At 70.7% G+C, this 22,452-nt stretch carries 20 protein-coding genes; 10 read left to right on the top strand and 10 right to left on the bottom strand.

Annotated elements, in window-relative coordinates:
• Positions 1-225 precede the first annotated feature (225 nt).
• Positions 226-1,794, top strand: coding sequence for a protein kinase domain-containing protein (locus ACZ592_RS10445; RefSeq protein WP_471581112.1), 1,569 nt, complete (start codon positions 226-228; stop codon positions 1,792-1,794).
• Positions 1,795-1,927: 133 nt separating this feature from the next.
• Here ACZ592_RS10445 and ACZ592_RS10440 read toward each other — a convergent pair whose 3' ends face one another.
• Entirely contained in the window at positions 1,928-2,350 is a 423-nt protein-coding gene (locus ACZ592_RS10440) for a pyridoxamine 5'-phosphate oxidase family protein (RefSeq protein ID WP_471581111.1), read from the bottom strand.
• 166 nt (positions 2,351-2,516) lie between these two features.
• A complete protein-coding gene (locus ACZ592_RS10435; RefSeq protein ID WP_384551420.1) occupies positions 2,517-3,176 on the bottom strand; it encodes a response regulator in 660 nt (219 codons plus the stop codon).
• 410 nt (positions 3,177-3,586) lie between these two features.
• On the opposite strand from ACZ592_RS10435, the gene pdhA reads away from it, so the two are divergent.
• The 3 genes from pdhA to ACZ592_RS10420 are packed head-to-tail and all read left to right on the top strand — an operon-like array spanning position 3,587 to position 7,328.
• Positions 3,587-4,786 (top strand): pyruvate dehydrogenase (acetyl-transferring) E1 component subunit alpha, encoded by a 1,200-nt coding sequence (gene pdhA / locus ACZ592_RS10430; protein WP_471581110.1) that lies wholly within the window; start codon positions 3,587-3,589, stop codon positions 4,784-4,786.
• A gap of 2 nt (positions 4,787-4,788) precedes the next feature.
• On the top strand, positions 4,789-5,769 hold the full coding sequence (locus tag ACZ592_RS10425; protein WP_471581109.1) for an alpha-ketoacid dehydrogenase subunit beta: 981 nt from the start codon (positions 4,789-4,791) through the stop codon (positions 5,767-5,769).
• 11 nt (positions 5,770-5,780) lie between these two features.
• Complete coding sequence (locus tag ACZ592_RS10420) at positions 5,781-7,328, top strand: dihydrolipoamide acetyltransferase family protein (protein ID WP_471581108.1); 1,548 nt, start codon at positions 5,781-5,783, stop codon at positions 7,326-7,328.
• Between the two features lie 108 nt (positions 7,329-7,436).
• Here ACZ592_RS10420 and ACZ592_RS10415 read toward each other — a convergent pair whose 3' ends face one another.
• Entirely contained in the window at positions 7,437-8,333 is an 897-nt protein-coding gene (locus ACZ592_RS10415) for a D-alanyl-D-alanine carboxypeptidase family protein (RefSeq protein WP_471581107.1), read from the bottom strand.
• Positions 8,334-8,561: 228 nt separating this feature from the next.
• Between ACZ592_RS10415 and ACZ592_RS10410 the strand changes: the two genes are divergently transcribed.
• Together ACZ592_RS10410 and ACZ592_RS10405 are read left to right on the top strand one after the other, a co-directional pair.
• Positions 8,562-9,224 (top strand): GntR family transcriptional regulator, encoded by a 663-nt coding sequence (locus ACZ592_RS10410; protein WP_471581106.1) that lies wholly within the window; start codon positions 8,562-8,564, stop codon positions 9,222-9,224.
• Complete coding sequence (locus ACZ592_RS10405) at positions 9,221-10,528, top strand: MFS transporter (protein WP_471581105.1); 1,308 nt, start codon at positions 9,221-9,223, stop codon at positions 10,526-10,528. The genes ACZ592_RS10410 and ACZ592_RS10405 overlap by 4 nt, the downstream gene beginning before the upstream one ends.
• A gap of 98 nt (positions 10,529-10,626) precedes the next feature.
• Here the strand turns inward: ACZ592_RS10405 and ACZ592_RS10400 are convergent, their stop codons facing one another.
• Positions 10,627-11,451 (bottom strand): maleylpyruvate isomerase family mycothiol-dependent enzyme, encoded by an 825-nt coding sequence (locus ACZ592_RS10400; RefSeq protein WP_471581104.1) that lies wholly within the window; start codon positions 11,449-11,451, stop codon positions 10,627-10,629.
• 170 nt (positions 11,452-11,621) lie between these two features.
• On the opposite strand from ACZ592_RS10400, the gene ACZ592_RS10395 reads away from it, so the two are divergent.
• A complete protein-coding gene (locus ACZ592_RS10395; protein ID WP_471581103.1) occupies positions 11,622-12,455 on the top strand; it encodes a carbon-nitrogen family hydrolase in 834 nt (277 codons plus the stop codon).
• 53 nt (positions 12,456-12,508) lie between these two features.
• On the opposite strand, the gene ACZ592_RS10390 is transcribed toward ACZ592_RS10395, so the two are convergent.
• From ACZ592_RS10390 to ACZ592_RS10370, 5 genes are all read right to left on the bottom strand, one after another.
• A complete protein-coding gene (locus ACZ592_RS10390) occupies positions 12,509-13,003 on the bottom strand; it encodes an LURP-one-related/scramblase family protein (RefSeq protein WP_471581102.1) in 495 nt (164 codons plus the stop codon).
• A 39-nt stretch (positions 13,004-13,042) separates the two neighbouring features.
• The gene (locus ACZ592_RS10385) at positions 13,043-13,270 is read right to left on the bottom strand and encodes a DUF6458 family protein (protein ID WP_471581101.1); all 228 of its coding nucleotides are present in this window, start codon (positions 13,268-13,270) and stop codon (positions 13,043-13,045) included.
• Between the two features lie 85 nt (positions 13,271-13,355).
• Positions 13,356-14,651, bottom strand: coding sequence for a M18 family aminopeptidase (locus ACZ592_RS10380; RefSeq protein ID WP_471581100.1), 1,296 nt, complete (start codon positions 14,649-14,651; stop codon positions 13,356-13,358).
• A gap of 42 nt (positions 14,652-14,693) precedes the next feature.
• Entirely contained in the window at positions 14,694-15,305 is a 612-nt protein-coding gene (locus ACZ592_RS10375) for a Uma2 family endonuclease (protein WP_471581099.1), read from the bottom strand.
• Positions 15,306-15,475: 170 nt separating this feature from the next.
• Positions 15,476-17,302 carry an acyl-CoA dehydrogenase gene (locus ACZ592_RS10370; RefSeq protein ID WP_471581098.1) on the bottom strand — a complete coding sequence of 609 codons (1,827 nt, stop codon included), beginning with the start codon at positions 17,300-17,302 and terminating at the stop codon, positions 15,476-15,478.
• 207 nt (positions 17,303-17,509) lie between these two features.
• Between ACZ592_RS10370 and ACZ592_RS10365 the strand changes: the two genes are divergently transcribed.
• The 3 genes from ACZ592_RS10365 to ACZ592_RS10355 all read left to right on the top strand — a co-directional run bounded on the left by ACZ592_RS10365 (position 17,510) and on the right by ACZ592_RS10355 (position 20,252).
• Positions 17,510-18,001, top strand: a complete 492-nt coding sequence (locus ACZ592_RS10365; protein WP_055563227.1) for an SseB family protein — start codon at positions 17,510-17,512, stop codon at positions 17,999-18,001.
• Between the two features lie 131 nt (positions 18,002-18,132).
• Positions 18,133-19,089, top strand: a complete 957-nt coding sequence (locus ACZ592_RS10360) for a pirin family protein (RefSeq protein WP_471581097.1) — start codon at positions 18,133-18,135, stop codon at positions 19,087-19,089.
• Positions 19,090-19,145: 56 nt separating this feature from the next.
• Complete coding sequence (locus ACZ592_RS10355) at positions 19,146-20,252, top strand: AI-2E family transporter (protein WP_471581096.1); 1,107 nt, start codon at positions 19,146-19,148, stop codon at positions 20,250-20,252.
• Here ACZ592_RS10355 and ACZ592_RS10350 read toward each other — a convergent pair.
• The gene (locus tag ACZ592_RS10350) at positions 20,165-22,399 is read right to left on the bottom strand and encodes an ATP-binding SpoIIE family protein phosphatase (RefSeq protein WP_471581095.1); all 2,235 of its coding nucleotides are present in this window, start codon (positions 22,397-22,399) and stop codon (positions 20,165-20,167) included. The genes ACZ592_RS10355 and ACZ592_RS10350 overlap by 88 nt on opposite strands.
• Positions 22,400-22,452 lie beyond the last annotated feature (53 nt).

Below are 22,452 nucleotides of genomic sequence, written 5' to 3'. Positions count from 1 at the left end.
CGAGGACGATGACGCGTCAAGCTCGGTGCCCGTTCCGTGACCGTACGCGCAAGAAGCGTCTCGGAAGCGTTACAAGTTTGCGCACGGGACCCACGGACGGCTTTGATGACCGGTCCGGCTCGAACCGGCGGGTGGCGCGAAGGCTGTAGCGTGACCCGACGGAGTACCCCGTATCTCGACGTACTCAGTACCAAGTACCACGACCAGAAACGACGGCGAGGACTGATGGCACAGACGCAGCGCGCTCAGGGCCCGTCCGACCCCGAGGCGACTGGCGGCGGTATGTCAGACGCGCCTGAATTGTGGGGCAACGGCGGGTTGGTCGGCGACGGCCGCTACCGCCTGACCCACAGACTCGGCCGGGGCGGCATGGCCGAGGTTTTCGCGGCCGAGGACGTACGTCTCGGCCGCACCGTCGCGGTCAAGCTGCTCCGCTCCGACCTTGCCGAGGACCCGGTCTCCAAGGCCCGTTTCACGCGCGAGGCGCAGTCGGTGGCCGGTCTCAACCACCACGCCGTGGTGGCGGTGTACGACTCCGGTGAAGACGTGGTCGGGCCGAACGTCGTCCCGTACATCGTCATGGAGATCGTCGAGGGCCGGACGATCCGCGATCTGCTGATCAACGCGGAGGCGCCGGGCCCCGAGCAGGCCCTGATCATCGTGTCGGGCGTCCTGGAGGCCCTGGCCTACTCGCACCAGCACGGCATCGTGCACCGCGACATCAAGCCCGCGAACGTGATCATCACCAACACCGGCGCGGTCAAGGTGATGGACTTCGGCATCGCGCGCGCCCTGCACGGCGCGCAGTCGACGATGACCCAGACCGGCATGGTCATGGGCACGCCCCAGTACCTCTCGCCCGAGCAGGCGCTCGGCAAGGCCGTCGACCACCGCTCCGACCTGTACGCGACCGGCTGCCTGCTCTACGAACTGCTCGCGCTGCGGCCCCCGTTCACCGGTGAGACGCCCCTCTCCGTCGTCTACCAGCACGTCCAGGACCAGGCCGTGCCGCCCTCCGAGGTCTCGGACGCGGCGCCGCCCGAGCTGGACGGGCTCGTCATGCGGTCGCTCGCCAAGGACCCGGACGACCGGTTCCAGACGGCGGAGGAGATGCGCGGCCTCGTCCAGTACGGGCTGCAGATGCTGCACGAGCAGGGCAGCCACACGGGAACCTGGAACACCGGGCCCGTGGAGATGCACGAGGGCGGGAACACCCCGGCCATGGGCGTCGCGGGCACCACCGCGATGGCGCACCCCGACTCGGGGACCGCGCAGATCCCGAGCCCCATGCTGCGTCCGCCGGGCGGCGACGACGGCGGCTTCGACGGCGGGCACCACGGCGGCAAGGGCGGCCGCGGCAAGATGTGGATCTTCGCCGTGCTCGCGGTCATCGCCATCGCCGTGGGTGTCGCGTTCGCGCTGACCGCGGGCGACAAGAAGGACGGCAAGGAAACCCCGAAGACTCCGGCGACGAAGCAGTCGCAGTCCGAGAAGCCGAGCAAGAGCGCGGACGACGACCCGACGGACGAGGAGACGGACACGGGTACGGAGACGGGCGGCGCGACGGACTACGACCCGCAGCCGACGAGGCCGACCAACCCGACGAATCCGTCGACGGGCCCGACCACGCCGACCGGCGACCCGACCACGCCGACCGGGAACCCGACCACGCCCACCGGGGATCCGACCGAGCCGACCGACGACCCGACCGAGCCGACCGGTGATCCGACGCAGCCGGAGGGTGACGACGAGGGCGCCGGCAACGGCGGCGGTGGCGAGGGCGAAGGGCTCTGAGCCCCGCCCGGTGAGTGACGTGGGGCCCCGCGATGCGGGGCCCTCAGTCGTACGAGGCCTGTGACCCGTGCGGAACGCGGCCTGCGCCGGCCCGCGCGGAACGCCGCCTGGGCCGGCCCGTGCGAAACGCGGCCTACAGCGTGTGCTGGAGCCGCCGGTCGTGGCCGGCCCGCAAGGCGTGGACCGTCGTGAACTGCGGCTCTATGCGCAGGTAGACGGGGTCGAAGAGCTCACCGTCCACGTAGTGCGGTGCCGGACCGAAGAGTTCCAGTTCCGCGGTGGTCGGCTCGACGGACTCGCAGACGCCGACCAGCTGCACGGTCCACTGGCCCTCACGGGCACTCGCCAGGTTGAGGTTGTCCGCGCCGTACGCCACGACGCTGCCGATGCACGCCTGGTGGTAGCCGTATCCCTTGTGCATGCGCAGCAGGATCGTGCCGTCCACGACGATGTGGCGGGACGCCGCGAGGAAGGGCAGCGCGCGCATGCTGGTCGCCACCCGGCCGTAGTCGGCGTGGCTGAGCAGGTCGAAGGCGAGCTGTTCGTCGGTGGGCATGACCCCCACCTTGGTTCATCGACGGGGCGTCGGGAAAGGGGATCCCGCCCCCACAAACCGAGGACGTAAGTCCCTGAACCGGGGGGCGGTCCCAGCCGTCGGCCCCCGGTCGCGCGGGGCGCCCTGCCGGCTTCAGGAGGACGTCAGGCGGCCCTTCAGGACGGAGTCAGTGCTTCTCCGCCTGCATGCGCGCCACGTACGCGGCGGCCTGGGAGCGGCGCTCCATGCCCAGCTTGGAGAGCAGGCTGGAGACGTAGTTCTTGATCGTCTTCTCGGCCAGGTGCAGTCGCTCGCCGATCACGCGGTTGGTCAGGCCCTCGCCGATCAGGTCGAGGATCTTCCGCTCCTGGTCGGTGAGGTTGGCCAGGCGGTCGTCGCCCTTGGCGTTGTTGCCGTCGCGCAGCCGCTCCAGGACCCGGGCCGTGGCGACGGGGTCGAGCAGGGACTTGCCGGCGGCCACGTCCCGGACGGCGGTCAGGAGCTCATTGCCGCGAATGGCCTTGAGGACGTAACCGGAGGCACCGGCCATGATCGCGTCGAAGAGGGCTTCGTCGTCGGCGAACGAGGTGAGCATCAGGCATTTGATGTCCTCGTTCTGGGAGCGGATCTCGCGGCACACCTCGACACCGCTGCCGTCCGGCAGGCGCACGTCGAGCACGGCCACGTCCGGCCGGGTCGCGGGGATCCTGACCAGGGCATCTGCCGCGGTTCCCGCTTCGCCGACGACCTCGATGTCGGACTCCACGGAGAGCAGCTCATGGACTCCACGCCGGACCACTTCGTGGTCGTCGAGGAGAAATACCGTAATTTTTCCGTCTTCGCGCACGGAGCCAGTCTCACACACGTTCTCTTTCCGTGCCCGGGCGGAACCCTTCCAATGCGTGGGGTGGCCGGGATAACGTGCCGGTGTTCCGGCCCCCTGCCAGGCTGTGATCAGTGCTGTGACCAGGAACTGTTCCCGACTTTCTCGATTTACTCGGAAATCCAAGCAGTCAGATACTTGGAAATCCAAGCAAATTCGCAGGTCAGATGGGGTTTCACAGAAATGGGAAGCACTGGGTAACGTGTTTTGTGCAGGGAGCTCGCCGGGGCACCTGTCACGCCTGTTCCCGGCCGAGTCGCACCCACCCCGTGCGCGGGCACGGACAGGCGAGCCGCTTCCCCCAGGCTCTCAAAGAGCGAGGGGGGACCCAGTCACCCGGTAATCCCGGGGGCCGGACCGACGGAGGAGCACACGTGACCGTGGAGAGCACCGCCGCGCGCAAACCGCGCCGCAGCAGTACCGGCGGCGGGAAGCGCGCGAGCGCCAAGAAGCCCGCGCCGCAGAAAAGCACGGAGCCCGAGCTCGTACAGCTGCTGACCCCGGAGGGGAAGCGGGTCAACGACGCGAAGAACGCCGTGTACGACGCGTTCGTCGCGGACATCACCGCCGAGGAGCTGCGCGGCCTCTACCGCGACATGGTCCTCACCCGCCGCTTCGACGCCGAGGCCACCTCCCTGCAGCGCCAGGGCGAGCTGGGCCTGTGGGCGTCGCTGCTCGGCCAGGAGGCGGCGCAGATCGGCTCGGGGCGGGCCACGCGCGACGACGACTACGTGTTCCCCACGTACCGCGAGCACGGCGTCGCCTGGTGTCGCGGCGTCGACCCGACCAACCTGCTCGGCATGTTCCGCGGCGTGAACAACGGCGGCTGGGACCCGAACACCAACAACTTCCACCTGTACACGATCGTCATCGGCTCGCAGACCCTGCACGCCACGGGCTACGCGATGGGCGTGGCCAAGGACGGCGCGGACTCGGCCGTGATCGCGTACTTCGGCGACGGTGCCTCCAGCCAGGGCGACGTGGCCGAATCGTTCACCTTCTCCGCGGTCTACAACGCGCCGGTCGTCTTCTTCTGCCAGAACAACCAGTGGGCGATCTCCGAGCCCACCGAGAAGCAGACCCGGGTGCCGCTCTACCAGCGCGCGCAGGGCTTCGGCTTCCCCGGTGTGCGGGTCGACGGCAACGACGTGCTCGCCGTCCTCGCCGTCACCAAGTGGGCCCTGGAGCGGGCCCGCACGGGTGAGGGCCCGGCGCTGATCGAGGCGTTCACGTACCGCATGGGCGCGCACACCACCTCCGACGACCCGACCAAGTACCGCAGGGACGAGGAGCGGGAGGCCTGGGAGGCCAAGGACCCGATCCTGCGGCTGCGCGCCTATCTGGAGTCCGAGGGTCACGCGGATGAGGGATTCTTCGCGGAACTCGACGAGGAGAGCGAAGCGTTGGGCAAGCGAGTGCGAGAGGTGGTGCGGGCGATGCCGGATCCGGATCTGATGGCGATCTTCGAGAACGCCTACGCCGACGGGCACGCGCTCGTGGACGAGGAGCGCGCCCAGTTCGCCGCCTACCAGGCGTCGTTCGCGGACGCCCCCGCGGGCGGGGAGGGCAAGTAACCATGGCTGTCCAGAAACTTCCCATCGCCAAGGCGATCAACGAATCGCTGCGCACGGCGCTGGAGACCGACCCCAAGGTCCTCATCATGGGTGAGGACGTCGGCAAGCTCGGCGGCGTCTTCCGCGTGACGGACGGGCTGCAGAAGGACTTCGGCGAGGACCGGGTCATCGACACCCCGCTCGCCGAGTCCGGCATCGTGGGCACGGCGATCGGCCTCGCGCTGCGCGGCTACCGCCCCGTGGTGGAGATCCAGTTCGACGGCTTCGTCTTCCCCGCGTACGACCAGATCGTCACGCAGCTCGCGAAGATGCACGCCCGTGCGCTCGGCAAGATCAAGATGCCCGTCGTCATCCGCATTCCGTACGGCGGCGGCATCGGCGCGGTCGAGCACCACAGCGAGTCGCCCGAGGCGCTCTTCGCGCACGTGGCGGGCCTCAAGGTGGTCTCCCCGTCGAATTCGGCGGATGCCTACTGGATGATGCAGCAGGCCATCCAGAGCGACGACCCCGTCATCTTCTTCGAGCCCAAGCGGCGGTACTGGGACAAGGGCGAGGTCGACAAGGAGGCCATCCCCGGCCCCCTGCACAAGGCCGTCGTCGCCCGCCGGGGCACCGACCTGACCCTCGCGGCGTACGGCCCGATGGTGAAGGTCTGCCTGGAGGCGGCCGCGGCCGCCGAGGAGGAGGGCAAGTCCCTGGAGGTCCTGGACCTGCGCTCGATGTCGCCCATCGACTTCGACACGGTGCAGACCTCGGTGGAGAAGACGCGCCGCCTCGTCGTCGTCCACGAGGCCCCGGTCTTCCTGGGCACCGGCGCGGAGATCGCGGCACGCATCACCGAGCGGTCCTTCTACCACCTGGAGGCGCCCGTGCTGCGGGTCGGCGGCTACCACGCCCCGTACCCGCCGGCGCGCCTGGAGGAGGAGTACCTGCCGGGCCTTGACCGGGTGCTCGACGCCGTCGACCGCTCGCTGGCGTACTGAGGGAGAGGGGCGTGACGACGATGACTGACACCGCTCTTGCCGAGTTCAAGATGCCCGACGTGGGCGAGGGACTCACCGAGGCCGAGATCCTCAAGTGGTACGTACAGCCCGGTGACACGGTCACCGACGGACAGGTCGTGTGCGAGGTGGAGACCGCCAAGGCAGCGGTCGAGCTGCCCATCCCGTTCAACGGCACCGTGCGCGAACTGCGCTTCCCCGAGGGCACCACGGTCGACGTCGGCCAGGTGATCATCGCGGTCGACGTGTCGGGCGGCGCGTCCGCGGACGCGCAGGCCGCGCCCGCCGAGTCGGCCCCCGCACAGGCCGCGCAGGCCGCTCCGGCCGCGGAGCCCGCCGCCGGGGAGGAGCCCGCCAAGGCAGGCAGGCAGCCCGTCCTCGTGGGCTACGGAGTCGCCGAGTCCTCGACCAAGCGGCGCGCGCGCAAGACGGCCGTCCCCGAGCAGTCCGACGAGCCGCAGGCCGGCGCGCGCTACGCGACGGCGGTCCAGGCCGAGTTGAACGGCACGAGCGCACCCGCCGCACCGCCTGCCTCGGGTACGAACGGCTCGGCGGCCGACGGCGCGGGTACGAACGGCACGGCGGCCGACGGCGCCCGGCCGCTCGCCAAGCCGCCCGTCCGCAAGCTCGCCAAGGACCTCGGCGTCGACCTGGCCACGATCACGCCGTCCGGCCCCGACGGGATCATCACCCGCGAGGACGTGCACGCGGCGGTGGCCCGGGCCTCCGTCGCCGCGCCCGCCCCGCAGGCGCCCCAGGCGCCGGCGCAGCCCGCCCCGGCCGCCGCCCCCGCCCCTTCGGGGAACACGGCGGGCACGGTGGGTACGGCGAGCTCCGACGCCCGCGAGACCCGGATCCCGGTCAAGGGCGTCCGCAAGGTCACCGCGCAGGCGATGGTCGGCTCGGCGTTCACGGCGCCGCACGTCACCGAGTTCGTGACGGTCGACGTGACGCGGACGATGAAGCTGGTCGAGGAGCTGAAGCAGGACAAGGCGTTCGAGGGGCTGCGGGTCAATCCGCTGCTGCTCATCTCCAAGGCCCTGCTCGTGGCGATCCGCCGCAACCCCGACGTCAACGCGGCCTGGGACGAGGCGAACCAGGAGATCGTCCAGAAGCACTACGTGAACCTGGGCATCGCCGCGGCCACCCCGCGCGGTCTGATCGTGCCGAACATCAAGGACGCGCACGCCAAGACCCTGCCCGAACTGGCCGGTGCGCTCGGCGAGTTGGTCTCCACGGCCCGCTCGGGCAAGACGGCGCCCGGCGACATGCAGGGCGGCACGGTCACGATCACGAACGTCGGAGTCTTCGGCGTCGACACGGGCACGCCGATCCTGAACCCCGGCGAGTCCGCGATCCTCGCGGTCGGCTCGATCAAGCTCCAGCCGTGGGTCCACAAGGGCAAGGTCAAGCCGCGCCAGGTGACGACGCTCGCGCTCTCCTTCGACCACCGCCTGGTGGACGGGGAGCTGGGCTCCAAGGTGCTCGCCGACGTGGCGGCGGTCCTGGAGCGGCCGAAGCGGCTGCTGACCTGGTCGTAGTCCGGCTGTACGCGCGCCGCGCAGAGAAGCGGCACGCGCAGGAGGGGCCCGCCGCGCTGTCGCGGCGGGCCCCTCCCCGTACGTATGCGTGCGTACTGCTGCCGCGCGTCAGGCGACCTTGAAGCCGTAGTCCATCAGCTTCTTGGCGTCCGAGGTGCGGTTGGCCAGGGACGACGAGGTGAGCACCGTGCCGATGACGGTCTTGCCGCTGCGGGTGGCGGCGAAGACGAGGCAGTACTTCGCCTCCGGGCCGGAGCCCGTCTTCACGCCGATGGCGCCGCGGTAGGAGCCGAGGAGGTTGTTGGTGTTCGACCACGACATGTTGCGGTAGCCACCGGACTTGGTGGTGACCTTCTGCGTCGTCGACTTGGTCTTCACGACCGTGCGGAACGTGGAGTACTTCATGGCGTTGCGCGCGAGCTTGGTCAGGTCGCGGGGCGTCGAGTAGTTCTTGCCGTGCCCGATGCCGTCGAACGAGTCGAAGTGCGTGTTCGTCAGGCCGAGGGTCTTCGCGGTCGAGTTCATCTGGCCGATGAAGCTCTTCACACGCTTGGCGCGGGTCGAGCCCTTGCCGAACTTGTCGGCGAGCGCGTACGCGGCGTCGCAGCCGGACGGCAGCATCAGGCCGTACAGGAGCTGGCGGACGGTGACCTTGTCGCCGACGATCAGGCGGGCCGACGAGGCGTAGTTGTTGCGGACGATGTAGTCGCTGTAGGCCTTCTCGACCTTGACCTTGGAGTCCAGGTTGAGGTTCCGCTGGCCGAGCACCACGCGGGCCGTCATGATCTTCGTCGTCGACCCGGTGGAACGGCGGGTGTCGGCGGACTTGGTGTAGAGGCTCTTGCCCGTGCCGCTGTTCATCACATAGCCGCCCTTGGCGACGATGGACGGCTTCGGCGGTGCGGCCGCGTGGGCCGGGCTGGTGAGGGCGCCGCCGGCGAGCATTGCGCCCGTGGTGACGATAACGGCCGATGCGCGGCGTACGCCCTTGATGCCGGTATTCAAGTTCAATGCTCCAAATGCCCCTGGACTGCGGCGGCATGAGGGTGCCGCTCTCTCAATAGACGAGCGAGAGGGGCCGATGGATGTGCCGGAACACCGTGAAATTTCTCCGTACCGGCCGTGCTTTTGGCCGTGCTCCCAGCCGCGCTCCCGGTCCTGTGTCGCGTGGGGCGCGTGCCCGCGATGTGGACGGGGATTCCGGCGTATACGTGTTGTATCTATGCTGTGCGCATGCCAGCCACCGCTCTCGCCGCAGCCAAGCGGCCGCCCGCCGCCGAGCGCGTCTACGCGCACGTCAAGCAAGCCGTCCTCGAACGCCGCTACGAGGGCGGCACCCTCCTCACCGAGGGCGAGCTCGCCGAGGCGGTGGGGGTATCGAGGACGCCGGTGCGCGAGGCGCTCCTGAAGCTGGAGGTCGAGGGGCTGCTGCGGCTCTACCCGAAGAAGGGCGCCCTCGTGCTGCCCGTCTCGGCGCAGGAGATCGCGGACGTCGTCGAGACGCGGCTGCTCGTCGAGAAGCACTCGGTGCGCAAGGCGGTGCCCGCGCCCGCGGGGCTGATCGCCCGGCTGGCGGAACTGCTGGAGCGCCAGCGCGCGCAGGCCGCCGCGGGCGACCTCGCCGAGGCCGCGGTCACCGACCGCTGCTTCCACGCGGAGATCGTGCGCAGCGGCGGGAACGAGATCCTCTCGCGCCTCTACGACCAACTGCGGGACCGGCAGCTGCGGATGGGCGTCGCCGTGATGCACTCGCACCCCGACCGGATCGCGAAGACGCTCGCGGAGCACGAGGAGATCCTCGACGCGCTGCGCGACGGCGACGGCGACGCGGCCGTCGCCGTGGTGACCCGGCACGTCGGCTGGTTCCAGAACCTGGCGCGGGGTGAGGTGCGGTGAGCGCCGCCTCCGCGCCCGTCTCGCTGCCCGGCGACCCGCCCGGCGGCCGCAAGGCGGTGCTCGTCTGGTCCATCGGCGTCGCCGTCTACTTCGTCGCGGTCATCTTCCGCACGTCGCTCGGCGTCGCGGGACTGGACGCGGCCGACCGCTTCCACGTCAACGCGTCCGCGCTGTCGACCTTCTCCATCCTCCAACTGCTCGTGTACGCGGGCATGCAGATACCCGTCGGCCTCATGGTCGACCGCCTCGGCACCAAGAAGGTGCTGACGATCGGCGTCGTCCTCTTCACGATCGGCCAGCTCGGCTTCGCGTTCTCGCCGACGTACGCGATGGCGCTCGTCTCCCGCGCCCTGCTCGGCTGCGGCGACGCGCTGACCTTCATCAGCGTCCTGCGGCTCGGCACCCGCTGGTTCCCGGCCCGGCGCGGCCCGATGGTCGCGCAGCTCGCGGGGCTCGTCGGCATGGCGGGCAACCTCGTCTCGACCCTGGTCCTGGCCCGGCTGCTGCACTCGGTCGGCTGGACCGCGGCCTTCGCGGGCAGCGCGCTGTGCGGTGTGGTCGTCCTGGTCCTGATGACGCTGTTCCTCAAGGACCACCCCGAGGGCCACGAGCCGGAGCCGGTGGGACACACCGGAGCGGCCTTCGTGCGCCGGCAGATCGCCCAGTCCTGGCGGGAGCCCGGTACCCGGCTCGGCCTGTGGGTGCACTTCACCACGCAGTTCCCCGCGATGGTCTTCCTGCTGCTGTGGGGCCTGCCGTTCCTCGTCGAGGCGCAGGGCCTCTCGCGGGCGACGGCCGGCGAACTGCTCACGCTGGTCGTGCTCTCCAACATGGTCATCGGCCTGGTCTACGGCCAGATCGTCGCCCGGCACCACGCCGCGCGCCTCCCGCTGGCGCTCGGCACCGTCGCGGCGACGGCCACGGCCTGGGCGTCCGTCCTCGTCCACCCCGGCGACCACGCGCCGATGTGGCTCCTGATCGTCCTGTGCACGGTGCTCGGCGCCTGCGGGCCCGCCTCGATGATCGGCTTCGACTTCGCGCGGCCCGCCAACCCGCCGGAGCGGCAGGGCACGGCGTCGGGCATCACCAACATGGGCGGCTTCGTCGCCTCCATGACCACGCTGCTCGCGATCGGCATCCTGCTGGACGCGACGGGCGACAACTACCGGGTGGCGTTCTCCGCGGTGTTCGTGCTGGAGGCGCTGGGGCTCTGCCAGATCCTGCGGCTCCGCAAGCAGGCCGTGCGGCGGGAGCGGGAGCGGCTGGTCGCCAGCCGGGTCGAGGCGGTCCACGTCCCCGTCTGAGACCGGCTCGGGGGCTCTGCCCCCGAAGCCCCGGTCCTCAGTGCGGGTCAGTCCTCAGTGCGGGTCAGTCCCTCGGCCTCGGCCTCCGGAAGGCCCGGCTACGGCGTCACCGCGAAGTCGCGCAGGATCGCCTCGGCGAGCTCCTGGTCGCCCTCGACCTTGATGCGGTCCGCCACGGACGCGTACGTCACGCGGCCGCAGGCGAGCCGGAAGTAGGTGTCCCAGTCGAGGCCGAGGGTGGCGAGCGGGCCCAGCGAGGGCGCGCTGTCGACGGTGCCCTTGCCCTCGGCGTCCACGCGCACGGTGCGCAGGAACTCGACGGGGCCGTGCACGTCGAAGACCACCGCCGAGTTCGCGGGCGCGCCCGCCTTCTTCGCGACGACCTTCGGGAGCCCCTGCAACAGCATGTCGCGGGTGACGTAGGCGCCGGGGGAGTCGATGTTGCCGGGCTTGCGGAGCGTGGTGCGCAGGTCCTGCTCGTGCACCCACACGTCGAAGGCCCGCAGGCGCGTGGCCAGTTCGAGGGTCTGCTCGCTGCCGAGCGGACCGCGGATCTTCACCGAGGGGTCCCGCGACTCGTTCCGCAGCTGCCGCGAGCGGCGGATGATCGTGTACTCCAGCTCGGAGGTCATCTCGGGCGCGGTGTGGTGGCGCCGCACGTCGACCTGCATCTCCATGTACCGCTGTCCCTCGGTCTGTACGTGGTACAGGTCGCGGGGGAGGGTGTGGATGGGGCGGGGATCGCCCAGCATCTCGCAGTCGAGGCCTATGACGTGGGAGACGATGTCGCGGATCGACCAGCCGGGGCAGGGGGTGGCCCAGCTCCACTCCGCCTCGGCGAGCGGCGACACCAGCTCGGATATCGCTTCCACGGAATGCGTCCAGGCATCGGCGTAGGTTTGCAGGCTGGGATGGAGACTCACGGGACCCCTCGGCGGTCGTACGCGGGCGGTGGGTGACTGAGAGTGGCGTATGGGGGTCCGGGGGGCTCCCCCGGAAAATCACAGTACGCTGCTCGCAGGCACCCCGGCAGTGCTTTCGTGTGACGATCGTAGGCCTGCATTGACGGCTCGAATGCCAGGACGGTGGTAGTGTGCGCGCCTCTCTCATCCAGATCGCCGTAGACGAGGACGAACCGGTCAATTCCCGTCGGACACGCGTCTCTTCACTGGTGCGCGAGGTCGCGGAGCGTGAGGGTTCCGGCCTGGTCGTGCTGCCGGAGCTGTGGACCACGGGAGCCTTCGCGTACGAGTCCTTCGCGAGTGAGGCGGAGCCCCTCGAAGGGCCGACGTACGAGGCGATGGCGAAGGCCGCGAGCGACGCGGGCGTGTGGCTGCACGCCGGGTCGATCCCCGAGCGCACGGCCGGCGACGGCGGTTCCGGGGGCGAGGGGCCGCTCTGCAACACCTCGCTCGTCTTCTCCCCCGACGGTGAACTCGCCGCCGCGTACCGCAAGATCCACCGCTTCGGCTTCGACAAGGGCGAGGCCGTGCTGATGGCGGCCGGTTCGGAACTGGCGACGGTCCGCACGCCGGACACCACGCTCGGCCTCGCGACCTGTTACGACCTGCGTTTCCCCGAGCTCTTCAGGGGGCTCGTCGACGCGGGCGCCGAGATGTTCGTGGTGCCGGCGGGCTGGCCCGCGCGCCGCCGCGAGCACTGGCTGCTCCTCGCGCGGGCGCGGGCGGTCGAGGACCAGGTGTACGTCCTGGCGTGCGGCACCGGCGGGACGCACGCGGGGGTGCCGCAGGCCGGGCACAGCGTGGTCGTCGACCCGTGGGGCGAGGTGCTCGCGGAGGCGGGCGACGGCGAGGAGGTCCTCACCGTCGACCTGGACCCCGCGAAGATCGCGCAGACCCGGGAGCAGTTCCCGGCGCTGAAGGACCGCCTCCTGGGCCTGGCTCCCCCGCCCAGGCCCCGCTCCTGACGTTCGGTGCCCCCTGAGGGGCCGGGCCCCCGGGCGGCCGGCACCCCCGACGGTCAGTCGTCCTCGCGCTCCTTCTCCGCGAGCCGGATCACACAGACGGCGACGGCGAGGAGCAGCGCGGGGTCGGCGTCCTCGCGCACGACCTGGAGGCCGTACGACTCGCGGACGCGGAACCAGCGGCGCGAGATGTCGGCCAGGAGTTCGCCGTCGTACTCGATGGCGAACTCCCGGTCGAGGATCTTGCCGCTGACGTCGAGTTCGGTGCCGTCGACCAGCGTCACGCGGTAGTGGTTGCGCAGCAGCGAGAGGCGCTTGCGCTTCACGGTGGCGAGGGACTCGCCCTCGCGCTCGATGACCATCGTGTCCCGCAGGGAGAGCGCTTTGGCGTGGATGTCGACGAGGACCCGGCCCTGCATGTCCTTCAGCTCGAAGGTCTCCCGCAGGCGCATGGCCTTGCCGTCGACGAGGAAGACCTTCCGGCCCTGGTCGTCCTCGATCCAGTAGTCGTCACCGATGCCGAGCATCCGGTCGCGTACGAGAAGTCTCATGGCGCCATGACTACCCCGAACCGCACCGGGTCGGACATGTCAGTATCCGCGGCGCTGCTGGTCCGGCTCGACGACGGTGGTCTGCGCGACCGGTTGGACCGCCCGCCTGCGCCGGCCGATGCTGGTGAAGACGGCGACACCGATGAGGCCCACGGCCATCATGATGAGACCGGCGACGGTGAGGTTGAGCCCCTCCATCTCCCAGTCCGTCGCGAACGCGAGAATGGCACCCGCGGCGATCAGAAGAATGCATCCGCCGAGGCCCATGAGGACCGCCTCCCTGCTGTCGTGGCTACGAAGTCTCCGTGTACCCGGGTCCCTCGTAACCACACAGACATTCGGGGATGCGGCCTCAGCCCTCCAGGAACGCGACCAGCGCGTTGGCCAGCATGTGCGGGTCGTCGGCGCCGCAGAGCTCGCGCACGCTGTGCATGGAGAGGATCGCGACACCGATGTCGACGGTCTTGATGCCGTGCCGTGCCGCGGTGATCGGGCCGATGGTCGTGCCGCACGGCATCGCGTTGTTGGAGACGAACGACTGGAAGGGCACGCCCGCCTTCTCGCAGGCGGCGGCGAACACGGCGCGGCCCGAACCGTCGGTGGCGTAACGGTTGTTCACGTTGACCTTGAGGATCGGGCCGCCGTTGGCCCGGGGGTGGTGCGTGGGGTCGTGCCGCTCCGCGTAGTTGGGGTGCACGGCGTGGCCGGTGTCGGAGGAGAGGCAGACGGTGCCCGCGAAGGCGCGCGCACGGTCCTCGTAGCTCCCGCCGCGGGCGAACACCGAGCGCTCCAGGACCGAGCCGAGCAGCGGGCCGTCGGCGCCGGTGTCGGACTGCGAGCCGTTCTCCTCGTGGTCGAAGGCGGCCAGCACGGGGATGTAGGGCAGGTCCTCCCGGGCGGCGACGGCGGCGAGCGCGGCCGTCGCGGCGTGCACGGACAGGAGGTTGTCCATGCGGGGGCCCGCGACCAGTTCGCGGTCGCGGCCGAGGAAGGCGGGCGGCTCGATGGCGTACGTCATGAGGTCCCAGCCGGTGACGTCGCCCTCCCCGAGGCCGGTCTCCTCCTCCAGGAAGTGGATCAGGTCGCCCTCGTGGACGTCGGTACCGAGGCCCCAGATGGGCTGCATGTGCTTCTGCTTGTCGAGCTTGAGCCCGTCGGTGTGCACGGACCGGTCCATGTGGATGGCCAGTTGGGGCACGCGGAGCAGCGGCCGGTCGACGTCCACCAGGCGGGTCGTGCCGTCGCGCAGGGTCAGGCGTCCGGCGAGGCCGAGGTCGCGGTCGAGCCAGGAGTTGAGCAGCGGCCCGCCGTAGATCTCCACGGCCACCTGCCGCCAGCCGTGCGCGCCCGCGTCGGGCTGCGGCTTCACGCGGAGGTTGGGGGAGTCGGTGTGGGCGCCGACGATGCGGAAGGGGGTGTGTGCGGCGGCGCCCTCGGGGACGTACCAGGCGACGATGGCGCCGCCTCGCAGCACGTACTTGCCGCCGGTCGTGCCGTCCCAGGCGTCGGTCTCCTCGACCTGCCGGAAACCGGCCTTCTCCAGCCGCTCGGCGGCGCTCGCCACGGCGTGGTACGGCGAGGGGCTCGCGGCGAGGAAGGACATGAGGTCTTCGGTGTGGCCGCGGTCGAAGCGGGACGGGGTGCTCATGGCTGCCAGCCTAATGGGGCTGTCGGCCGGGTGGCGGGGCGATCAGAGGCGGTCGATCTCGGTGAGGTCGATGTCGACGGTGAACGGCACGGCGAGCTTCATCCGGTCGTGGTGGATGCCGGTGGGCGCGTAGCCGCCGGTGTGCGGGTCGAGTTCGTAGGTGTGCACGGCGGGCCGGTCGTTCTCGTCCATCGTCACCAGCCAGAAGTGCCGGATGCCGGCTGCCGCGTACTTGCGGGGCTTGGTGTCCTGGTCGCGCTCCTCGGAGTCGGGGGAGACGACCTCGACGGCGAGCAGGACGTCCTCGGCCCGGTAGCGGGTCTGGGTCTGGTCGGCGTCGGCCTCCGCGGCCACCACCACCAGGTCCGGCTCCGGTGCCTGCTTGTGGCCGAGGACGACGGCCATCTCGCGGCGCACGCGCAGGTGCTCGGGGACGGTGGCGCGCACACCGTTGACCAAGAGGTCCATCGCCAGGGTGTGGAACTTGCGCTGCGGACTTACGAAGATCAGGCTCCCGTCGATCAACTCGGTGTGCGGCGGGAGGTCGAGGCTGAAGAAGTCGTCCGTCGTGTAACCGTCCTGGGGCGGCATCGGCCAGGCCGAGCCGTCGGGCTGGAGCGCGCGCGGGGCGTCGGTGCGGGGCTCGGCGGTCATGGTCCCTCCCATGGACGGGATTCTCGGCCGTTCACTCAGCGTACCCAGGGCATACGACGATGCCGCCACCCGAAGGAATCAGGTGGCGGCATCGCGCTGACGTGCGAGGGAAACCCGGTCGACCATGCACGAACCGGGTCGGGCGGGTCGGGCGGGTCCGACGGCTCGGACTAGAACGCCGCCTCGTCCAGCTCCATCAGGTCCAGGTCCACGCCCTCGGCGAGCTTGCGCTCCGCGGTGACGCCCGGCAGGACGGTCGTCGCGAAGAACTTCGCGGCGGCGATCTTGCCCTGGTAGAAGGCGACGTCCTTCGCGGAGGCCGTCTCCAGCTTCTCGGCGGCGACCGCGGCACCGCGCAGCAGCAGGTAGCCGACGACGACGTCGCCCGAGGCCATCAGGAGGCGGGTGGTGTTCAGGCCCACCTTGTAGATCGACTTCACGTCCTGCTCGGTGGCCGCGAGATCGGTCAGCATGACGCCGACGATGGCCTCCAGCTCGACCGCGGCCTTGGCCAGCTCCTCGCGGGCACCGGCCAGGCCCTCGCCGCCCGTGCCGACCGCGAGGAACTTCTTGATCTCCTCGGCGAGGCCGTTCAGCGCGGCGCCCTGGTTGCGGACGATCTTCCGGAAGAAGTAGTCCTGGCCCTGGATCGCCGTCGTGCCCTCGTAGAGGGTGTCGATCTTGGCGTCACGGATGTACTGCTCGACGGGGTACTCCTGGAGGTACCCCGAGCCGCCGAACGTCTGGAGCGACTGCGCCAGCTGCTCGTAGGACTTCTCCGAGCCGTAGCCCTTCACGATCGGCAGGAGCAGGTCGTTGAGGGCGTGCAGCTGCGAGGCGTCCTCGCCGGCCGCTTCCTTGACCTGGATGTCGTCCTGGACGGCCGCGGTGTGCAGCACGAGCGCGCGCATGCCCTCCGCGTACGCCTTCTGCGTCATCAGCGAGCGGCGCACGTCCGGGTGGTGGGTGATCGTCACCTTGGGCGCGGCCTTGTCCATGAACTGGGCGAGGTCGGGGCCCTGCACGCGCTCCTTGGCGTACTCCAGGGCGTTCAGGTAGCCCGTCGAGAGCGCCGCGATGGCCTTCGTGCCGACCATCATGCGGGCGAACTCGATGATGCGGAACATCTGGCGGATGCCGTCGTGCTTGTCGCCGATCAGCCAGCCCTTGGCGGGGTGCTGGTCGCCGAACGTCATCTCGCACGTGTTGGAGGCCTTGAGGCCCATCTTGTGCTCGACGTTCGTCGCGTACACGCCGTTGCGCGCGCCCAGCTCGCCGGTCTCCCAGTCGAACTCGTACTTCGGCACGAGGAAGAGGGAGAGGCCCTTGGTGCCGGGGCCGTGGCCCTCGGGGCGGGCGAGGACGTAGTGGAGGATGTTCTCCGACATGTCGTGCTCGCCGGACGTGATGAAGCGCTTCACGCCCTCGATGTGCCAGGAGCCGTCGTCCTGCTGGACGGCCTTGGTGCGGCCCGCGCCGACGTCCGAACCGGCGTCCGGCTCGGTCAGGACCATCGTGGAGCCCCACTGCTTCTCGACGGCGATCGAGGCGACCTTCTTCTGCGCCTCGTTGCCCTCCTCGAAGAGGATGCCGGCGAAGGCGGGACCGGAGGAGTACATCCAGACCGCCGGGTTCGCGCCGAGCAGCAGCTCCGCGTAGCCCCAGATCAGGGAGCGCGGGGAGGTCGTGCCGCCGATCTCCTCGGGCAGGCCGAGGCGCCAGTACTCGGAGTCCATGAAGGCCTGGTAGCTCTTCTTGAACGTCGCGGGGACCGGGGCGGTGTTGGTCGCCGGGTCGAAGACCGGCGGGTTGCGGTCGGCGTCCTCGTAGGACTCGGCCAGCTCGTTCTCGGCGAGGCGGCGCAGTTCGTCGAGGATGCTCTTGGCGGTGTCGACGTCCATCTCCGCGAACGGGCCGGTGCCGTACAGCTTGTCGCGGCCGAGCACCTCGAAGAGGTTGAACTCGATGTCGCGGAGATTCGACTTGTAGTGGCCCATGGCGAAGGCTCCGTAAGCAGGAAAGGGATGAATACCAGCAAGTAGCTACGATGATGCTACCCGCCGGTAATAAGATGCAACCCCCGAGTCGTGTCCGCAACGTCACGTCGTCCGCCCGAAGGGCGAGTCGTGCCGGGCGTCGCGGGGCGGACGGGACTTTGCGGACACGGCTCGGCCCGCCATCCGCGACTCAGTAGGCTTCGCCTCATGTACGGCTACGACCAGAATCCCGGCGCCCAGCAGCAGTACGCCCCGCCGGGCGCGCAGCCGCCGCCGCAGCAGATGCAGGGCATGCCCGGCGGTGGCTACGGCCAGCAGCCTCCGCTCTACCCCGAGCCCTCGCCGCCGTCCCTCGCGGACGCCGTGCGGGCCTTCACGACGGGCTCCATGTCCGCCGAGGACTTCCAGCAGGCCTTCGCGACCTCGAAGGTCTACTGCCCGCGCGGCGACAACCCCGGATTCCTCGCGCTGCACAACACCCAGCAGCCCGTGATCCCGATGTTCACCTCCCTCAAGGAGCTGCGCCGGTACGCCGGCAAGGACTCCAAGTACTTCGTGATCACCGGCGCGGAGGTGATCGACCTGCTCCCGACCGGGTACGGCTTCGTCCTGGACATGGAGGGCGAGCACCGCATGGTCTTCGACGCGAAGGCCGTGGAGCAGATGGTCGACTTCGCGATGCGCCGTATGTACGGCTAGGGCGCGCCGCCACCCGTAGACCGTTTTCGGTCAGCCCGGCGCCCGGAGGGAATCCCCTCCGGGCGCCGTTCGTTGTGAGTGGCAGAAAGTTCTACGTTCAACTAAAGTGAGCTCACAAGGAGGTACCGACCATGCCTGCAGTGACTGTCGAGAACCCGCTGACCCTGCCCCGGGTGGTGGCGCCGGCCGACGCCGTCGCGCGCCCCGTGCTCGCCGTGACCACGGCGCCGAGCGGCTTCGAGGGCGAGGGGTTCCCGGTGCGCCGGGCCTTCGCGGGGATCAACTACAAGTACCTCGACCCGTTCATCATGATGGACCAGATGGGCGAGGTGGAGTACGAGGCGGGCGAGCCCAAGGGCACCCCCTGGCACCCGCACCGCGGCTTCGAGACGGTCACGTACCTGATCGACGGCACCTTCATCCACCAGGACTCCAACGGTGGCGGCGGCACCATCCAGAACGGCGACACCCAGTGGATGACGGCCGGCAGCGGCCTCCTGCACATCGAGGCGCCGCCGGAGTCCCTCGTCCAGTCCGGCGGCCTCTTCCACGGCCTCCAGCTGTGGGTGAACCTGCCCGCGAAGGACAAGATGATGGACCCCCGCTACCAGGACATCCGCGGCGGCCAGGTCCAGCTGCTCTCCACCCCCGACGGCGGCGCGCTGCTCCGCGTCATCGCCGGCGAGCTGGACGGGCACGAGGGCCCCGGCATCACGCACACGCCGATCACGATGATCCACGCGACCGTGCGTCCCGGCGCCGAGGTGACGCTGCCCTGGCGCGAGGACTTCAACGGACTCGCGTACGTCCTCGCCGGGCGCGGCAGCGTCGGCACCGAGCGGCGGCCCGTGCACATGGGGCAGACCGCGGTCTTCGGCGCCGGGTCCTCGCTGACCGTCCGCGCGGACGAGCGGCAGGACGCGCACGCCCCCGACCTGGAGGTCGTGCTGCTGGGCGGGCGGCCGATCCGCGAGCCGATGGCCCACTACGGACCGTTCGTGATGAACAGTCAGGCCGAGCTGCAGCAGGCCTTCGAGGACTTCCAGAAGGGGCTGCTCGGCACCGTTCCCGCGGTCCACGGCATGTAGGGCCGCCCGGCCGTACATAACGTGCGGGCCCCGCGGCGCCGTGCTCGGGTAGGAGGGTGAGCACCCTTCTGCCCGAGCCCGCGCGCCGCCTCGCCGCCTGGTGCGTCGTCGCCCTCCTCGTCACCGGCGTCGCCGGCGTGGGGATCTGGCTCTGCGTCACGTTCAAGACAGCCGTCACCCCGGTCCTGCTCGCGCTGCTCGGCACCGCGCTGCTCGGCCCGCTGTACCGGCGGCTCGTCAGGATGAAGGTGCAGCGCTCCCTGGCCGCGGGGCTGACCTGCGCGGCCGTCGTCGCCGTCGTCGGCGGCGCCACGTACATCGTGGTCAAGGCGCTGATCGACAGCGGCGACCAGATCGTCTCCTCCCTCAAGCAGGCCGCGACCGACCTGTCGAAGTACTTCGGGGCGGCGGGCACCTCGCTCGACGACATGGCGTCCAACGCCAAGGAGCTCTTCGGGAAGTTCGGCGGGACCGCCGCGTCCGGGGTGATCAGCGGCCTCAGCACCGTCGGCGAGATGATGGCGATGGCCGTCCTCGCCCTGCTGCTCGTCTTCTTCTTCCTGCGCGACTCGGGGCGCGCCACGGACGCGCTGCGCTCGCTGGCCCCCGGCGACAGCGCCGACTCCGTCGAGGCCATGGCGCACCGCGCGTTCGAGGCCATCGAGGGCTTCATGCGCGGGACGACGATCATCGCGTTCATCGACGCCCTCTGCATCACCGTCGGCCTGCTGATCCTCGGTGTCCCCGGCGCCTGGGGCCTCGGCGCGCTCGTCTTCGTCGGCGCGTACATCCCCTACCTCGGGGCGTTCCTGTCCGGCGCGGTCGCCGTCCTGGTCGCCCTCGCCGACCGAGGCTTCGTCATCGCGCTGTGGGCGCTCGGCGTGGTCCTCGCCGTGCAGGTGCTCGAAGGCCACATCCTCCAGCCGATGATCCAGAGCCGCACCGTGCAGATGCACCCGGCGGTGGTGATGCTGGCGATCACCGCGGGGGCGTCGGTGGCCGGGATCCTCGGGATGCTGCTCGCGGTGCCGCTGACGGCGGCGGCGTTCGGCATCGTCTCGGAGCTGCGGTCGCGCTACTCCGGTACGTCGTCCTCGCCGACGTCGAGCACGCCGGCGTCCACCGCCCCGGCCCCGCCGACGGAGGGCCCCGCCCCTTCGTAGAGCTCGAACCAGATGCTCTTGCCGTCGCCGCGCGGGTCCACGCCCCACGCGCCGGCCAGCAGCTCCATCAGGACCAGGCCGCGGCCCGAGGAGGCGAGCTCGCCGGGGTGGCGCTTGTGCGGCAGGTCGTCGCTGCCGTCGGCGACCTCGGCCCGCAGCCGGCGGGCGCCCGGCTCGCCGGTGACCTCGGCGACCATCAGGGCGTCGCCGTCGGTGTGCACGAGGACGTTCGTGAGCATCTCCGAGACCATCAGGACCGCCGAGTCGACCTGGTCGTCGTCCGCCCAGTCGTGCAGCAGGTCCCGCAGGTGGCGCCGCGCGCCCGCGATGCGCTCCGGTTCGGCCTGGGCGACGGTCAGGACGGTGCGGCGGGCGTCCGTGCGCTGCTCGGAGCGGCTCGTACGGCTCAGCAGCAGCACGGCTATGTCGTCCTCGCGCCGGTCCACGAGCGGGCCCGTGGTGTGGTGGGAGGAGGGCCCGTGCACGGCCTGTACGAGCGAGTCGGCGAGCTGCTCGAGACCGTCGGCCTCGCCCTCGTCCCGGTACTCCTCCAGGATCGTCCTGATCCGCGACCAGCCGCTGTCCAGGTCGTGGCCGCCGGTCTCGATCAGCCCGTCGGTGCAGATCAGCATGGTCTCGCCGGACTCCAGGACGAGCCGGGTCGTCGGATAGTCGGCGTCCGGGTCGATGCCCAGGGGCAGGCCGCCCGCGGTGGGCCGCAGCAGGACCGTTCCGTCGCTCATGCGTATCGCGGGTTCGGGGTGGCCCGCGCGGGCCATCTCCAGGACGCCGGTCGCCGGGTCGGCCTCCACGTACAGGCAGGTCGCGAAGCGCGGGTCGTGCTCGGTGGCCTCGTCGGTGCCCGTGCCGCTGGACCCGTAGGTGATGGACTCCGTGATCCCCGACAGGAAGCGGGTGGCGCGGGAGAGGACCGCGTCGGGGCGGTGCCCCTCGGAGGCGTAGGCGCGCAGGGCGATCCGCAGCTGGCCCATCAGGCCCGCCGCGCGCACGTCGTGGCCCTGCACGTCGCCGATGACGAAGGCGATGCGGCCGCTGGGCAGCGGGATCATGTCGTACCAGTCGCCGCCGACCTGCAGTCCCCCGCCGGTCGGCACATAGCGGGCGGCCACGCTCATCCCGGGGATGCGCGGCCCGAGCAGCGGCAGCATCGAGCGCTGCAGGCCCTCGGTCAGCTCCCGCTCGGACTCCGCGACGCCGGCCCGCGACAGGGCCTGCGCCAGCATCCGCGCGACCGTCGTCAGGACGGACCGCTCGTCGGGCGTGAAGGAGACGGGATACGTGAAGGCCGCCATCCACGTGCCCATCGTGCGGCCCGCGACGGTCAGCGGCAGGAACGCCCACGACTGCCGCTCGAAACGACTGGCCAGCGGCCAGGCGGCCGGATAGCGCCTGCGGTAGTCCTCCGGCGTGGACAGGTACACGGCGCGGCCGGTGCGGACCACCTCGGCGGCCGGGTAGTCGGTGTCCAGCGGCATCGCGGAGAACGGGCCGTCGTCGCCGGGCTGGTGGCCGTGGTGCCCGATGATCGTCAGCCGCTCGCCCTCGACCCCGAAGACCGCGAGGCCGTCCGGCGAGAACCCCGGCATGGAGAGCCCCGCGGCGACCCTGAGGACCTCCTCCGTGGACCGCGCCTCGGCGAGCGCGCGCCCCGCGTCGAGCAGGAACGCCTCCCGGGAGCGCCGCCAGTCGCCGGTGACCGGGGTGCGGGCGGCGGTGCCCGGCGCGGGCTCCGTCACCTCCTGCAGTGTGCCGATCAGCTCGTACGCCTCGGTCGTGCCGTGCAGCACGGGCTTGGAGCGGCTGCGCACCGTGCGCAGGACCCGCCGCCCGGTCTCGTCCATGATCCGCAGCCGGGCCTCGGCGAGGGTGCCCTCGGCGACGGCGAGCTGGACGGTCCCGTAGATCTCGTTCCAGTCGACGGGGTGGAAGCGGGAGCGCACGCCCGCCTCGGTGAGGGTCTGGGCGTGGGCGGGCAGGCCGAGGAGCCGGGCGGCCTCCGCGTCGAGCGTGACGGTCCCGGACGCGTTGTCCCAGCGCCACAGGCCGGTCGCGATCGCGGCCAGGACGTCCCGTACGGGAGGCAGGGAGTCATCCCCCACCCGCTGAAGGGGATCGTCGGTGCGCATTGACCCACTTTAGGAAGATGTACAGGGAAGCCGCCACCGAGCCCCGTCGTTCC

Source organism: Streptomyces sp. NPDC040622 (assembly GCF_055593965.1).
The sequence above is the reverse complement of the archived record's forward strand: the minus strand, read 5'-3'. Positions and strand labels throughout refer to the sequence as shown.

Bases quoted from the DNA above. Each gene is read 5' to 3' on its own strand.
- ACZ592_RS10440 (WP_471581111.1), bottom strand. From the start codon at position 2,350: ATGCCCACCGACGAACAGCTCGCCTTCGACCTGCTCAGCCACGCCGAC.
- ACZ592_RS10375 (WP_471581099.1), bottom strand. From the start codon at position 15,305: ATGACCGCCGAGCCCCGCACCGACGCCCCGCGCGCGCTCCAGCCCGAC.
- ACZ592_RS10390 (WP_471581102.1), bottom strand. From the start codon at position 13,003: ATGAGACTTCTCGTACGCGACCGGATGCTCGGCATCGGTGACGACTAC.
- ACZ592_RS10365 (WP_055563227.1), top strand. From the start codon at position 17,510: ATGTACGGCTACGACCAGAATCCCGGCGCCCAGCAGCAGTACGCCCCG.
- ACZ592_RS10380 (WP_471581100.1), bottom strand. From the start codon at position 14,651: ATGAGCACCCCGTCCCGCTTCGACCGCGGCCACACCGAAGACCTCATG.
- ACZ592_RS10425 (WP_471581109.1), top strand. From the start codon at position 4,789: ATGGCTGTCCAGAAACTTCCCATCGCCAAGGCGATCAACGAATCGCTG.
- ACZ592_RS10410 (WP_471581106.1), top strand. From the start codon at position 8,562: ATGCCAGCCACCGCTCTCGCCGCAGCCAAGCGGCCGCCCGCCGCCGAG.
- ACZ592_RS10350 (WP_471581095.1), bottom strand. From the start codon at position 22,399: ATGCGCACCGACGATCCCCTTCAGCGGGTGGGGGATGACTCCCTGCCT.
- ACZ592_RS10445 (WP_471581112.1), top strand. From the start codon at position 226: ATGGCACAGACGCAGCGCGCTCAGGGCCCGTCCGACCCCGAGGCGACT.
- ACZ592_RS10360 (WP_471581097.1), top strand. From the start codon at position 18,133: ATGCCTGCAGTGACTGTCGAGAACCCGCTGACCCTGCCCCGGGTGGTG.
- ACZ592_RS10370 (WP_471581098.1), bottom strand. From the start codon at position 17,302: ATGGGCCACTACAAGTCGAATCTCCGCGACATCGAGTTCAACCTCTTC.
- ACZ592_RS10385 (WP_471581101.1), bottom strand. From the start codon at position 13,270: ATGGGCCTCGGCGGATGCATTCTTCTGATCGCCGCGGGTGCCATTCTC.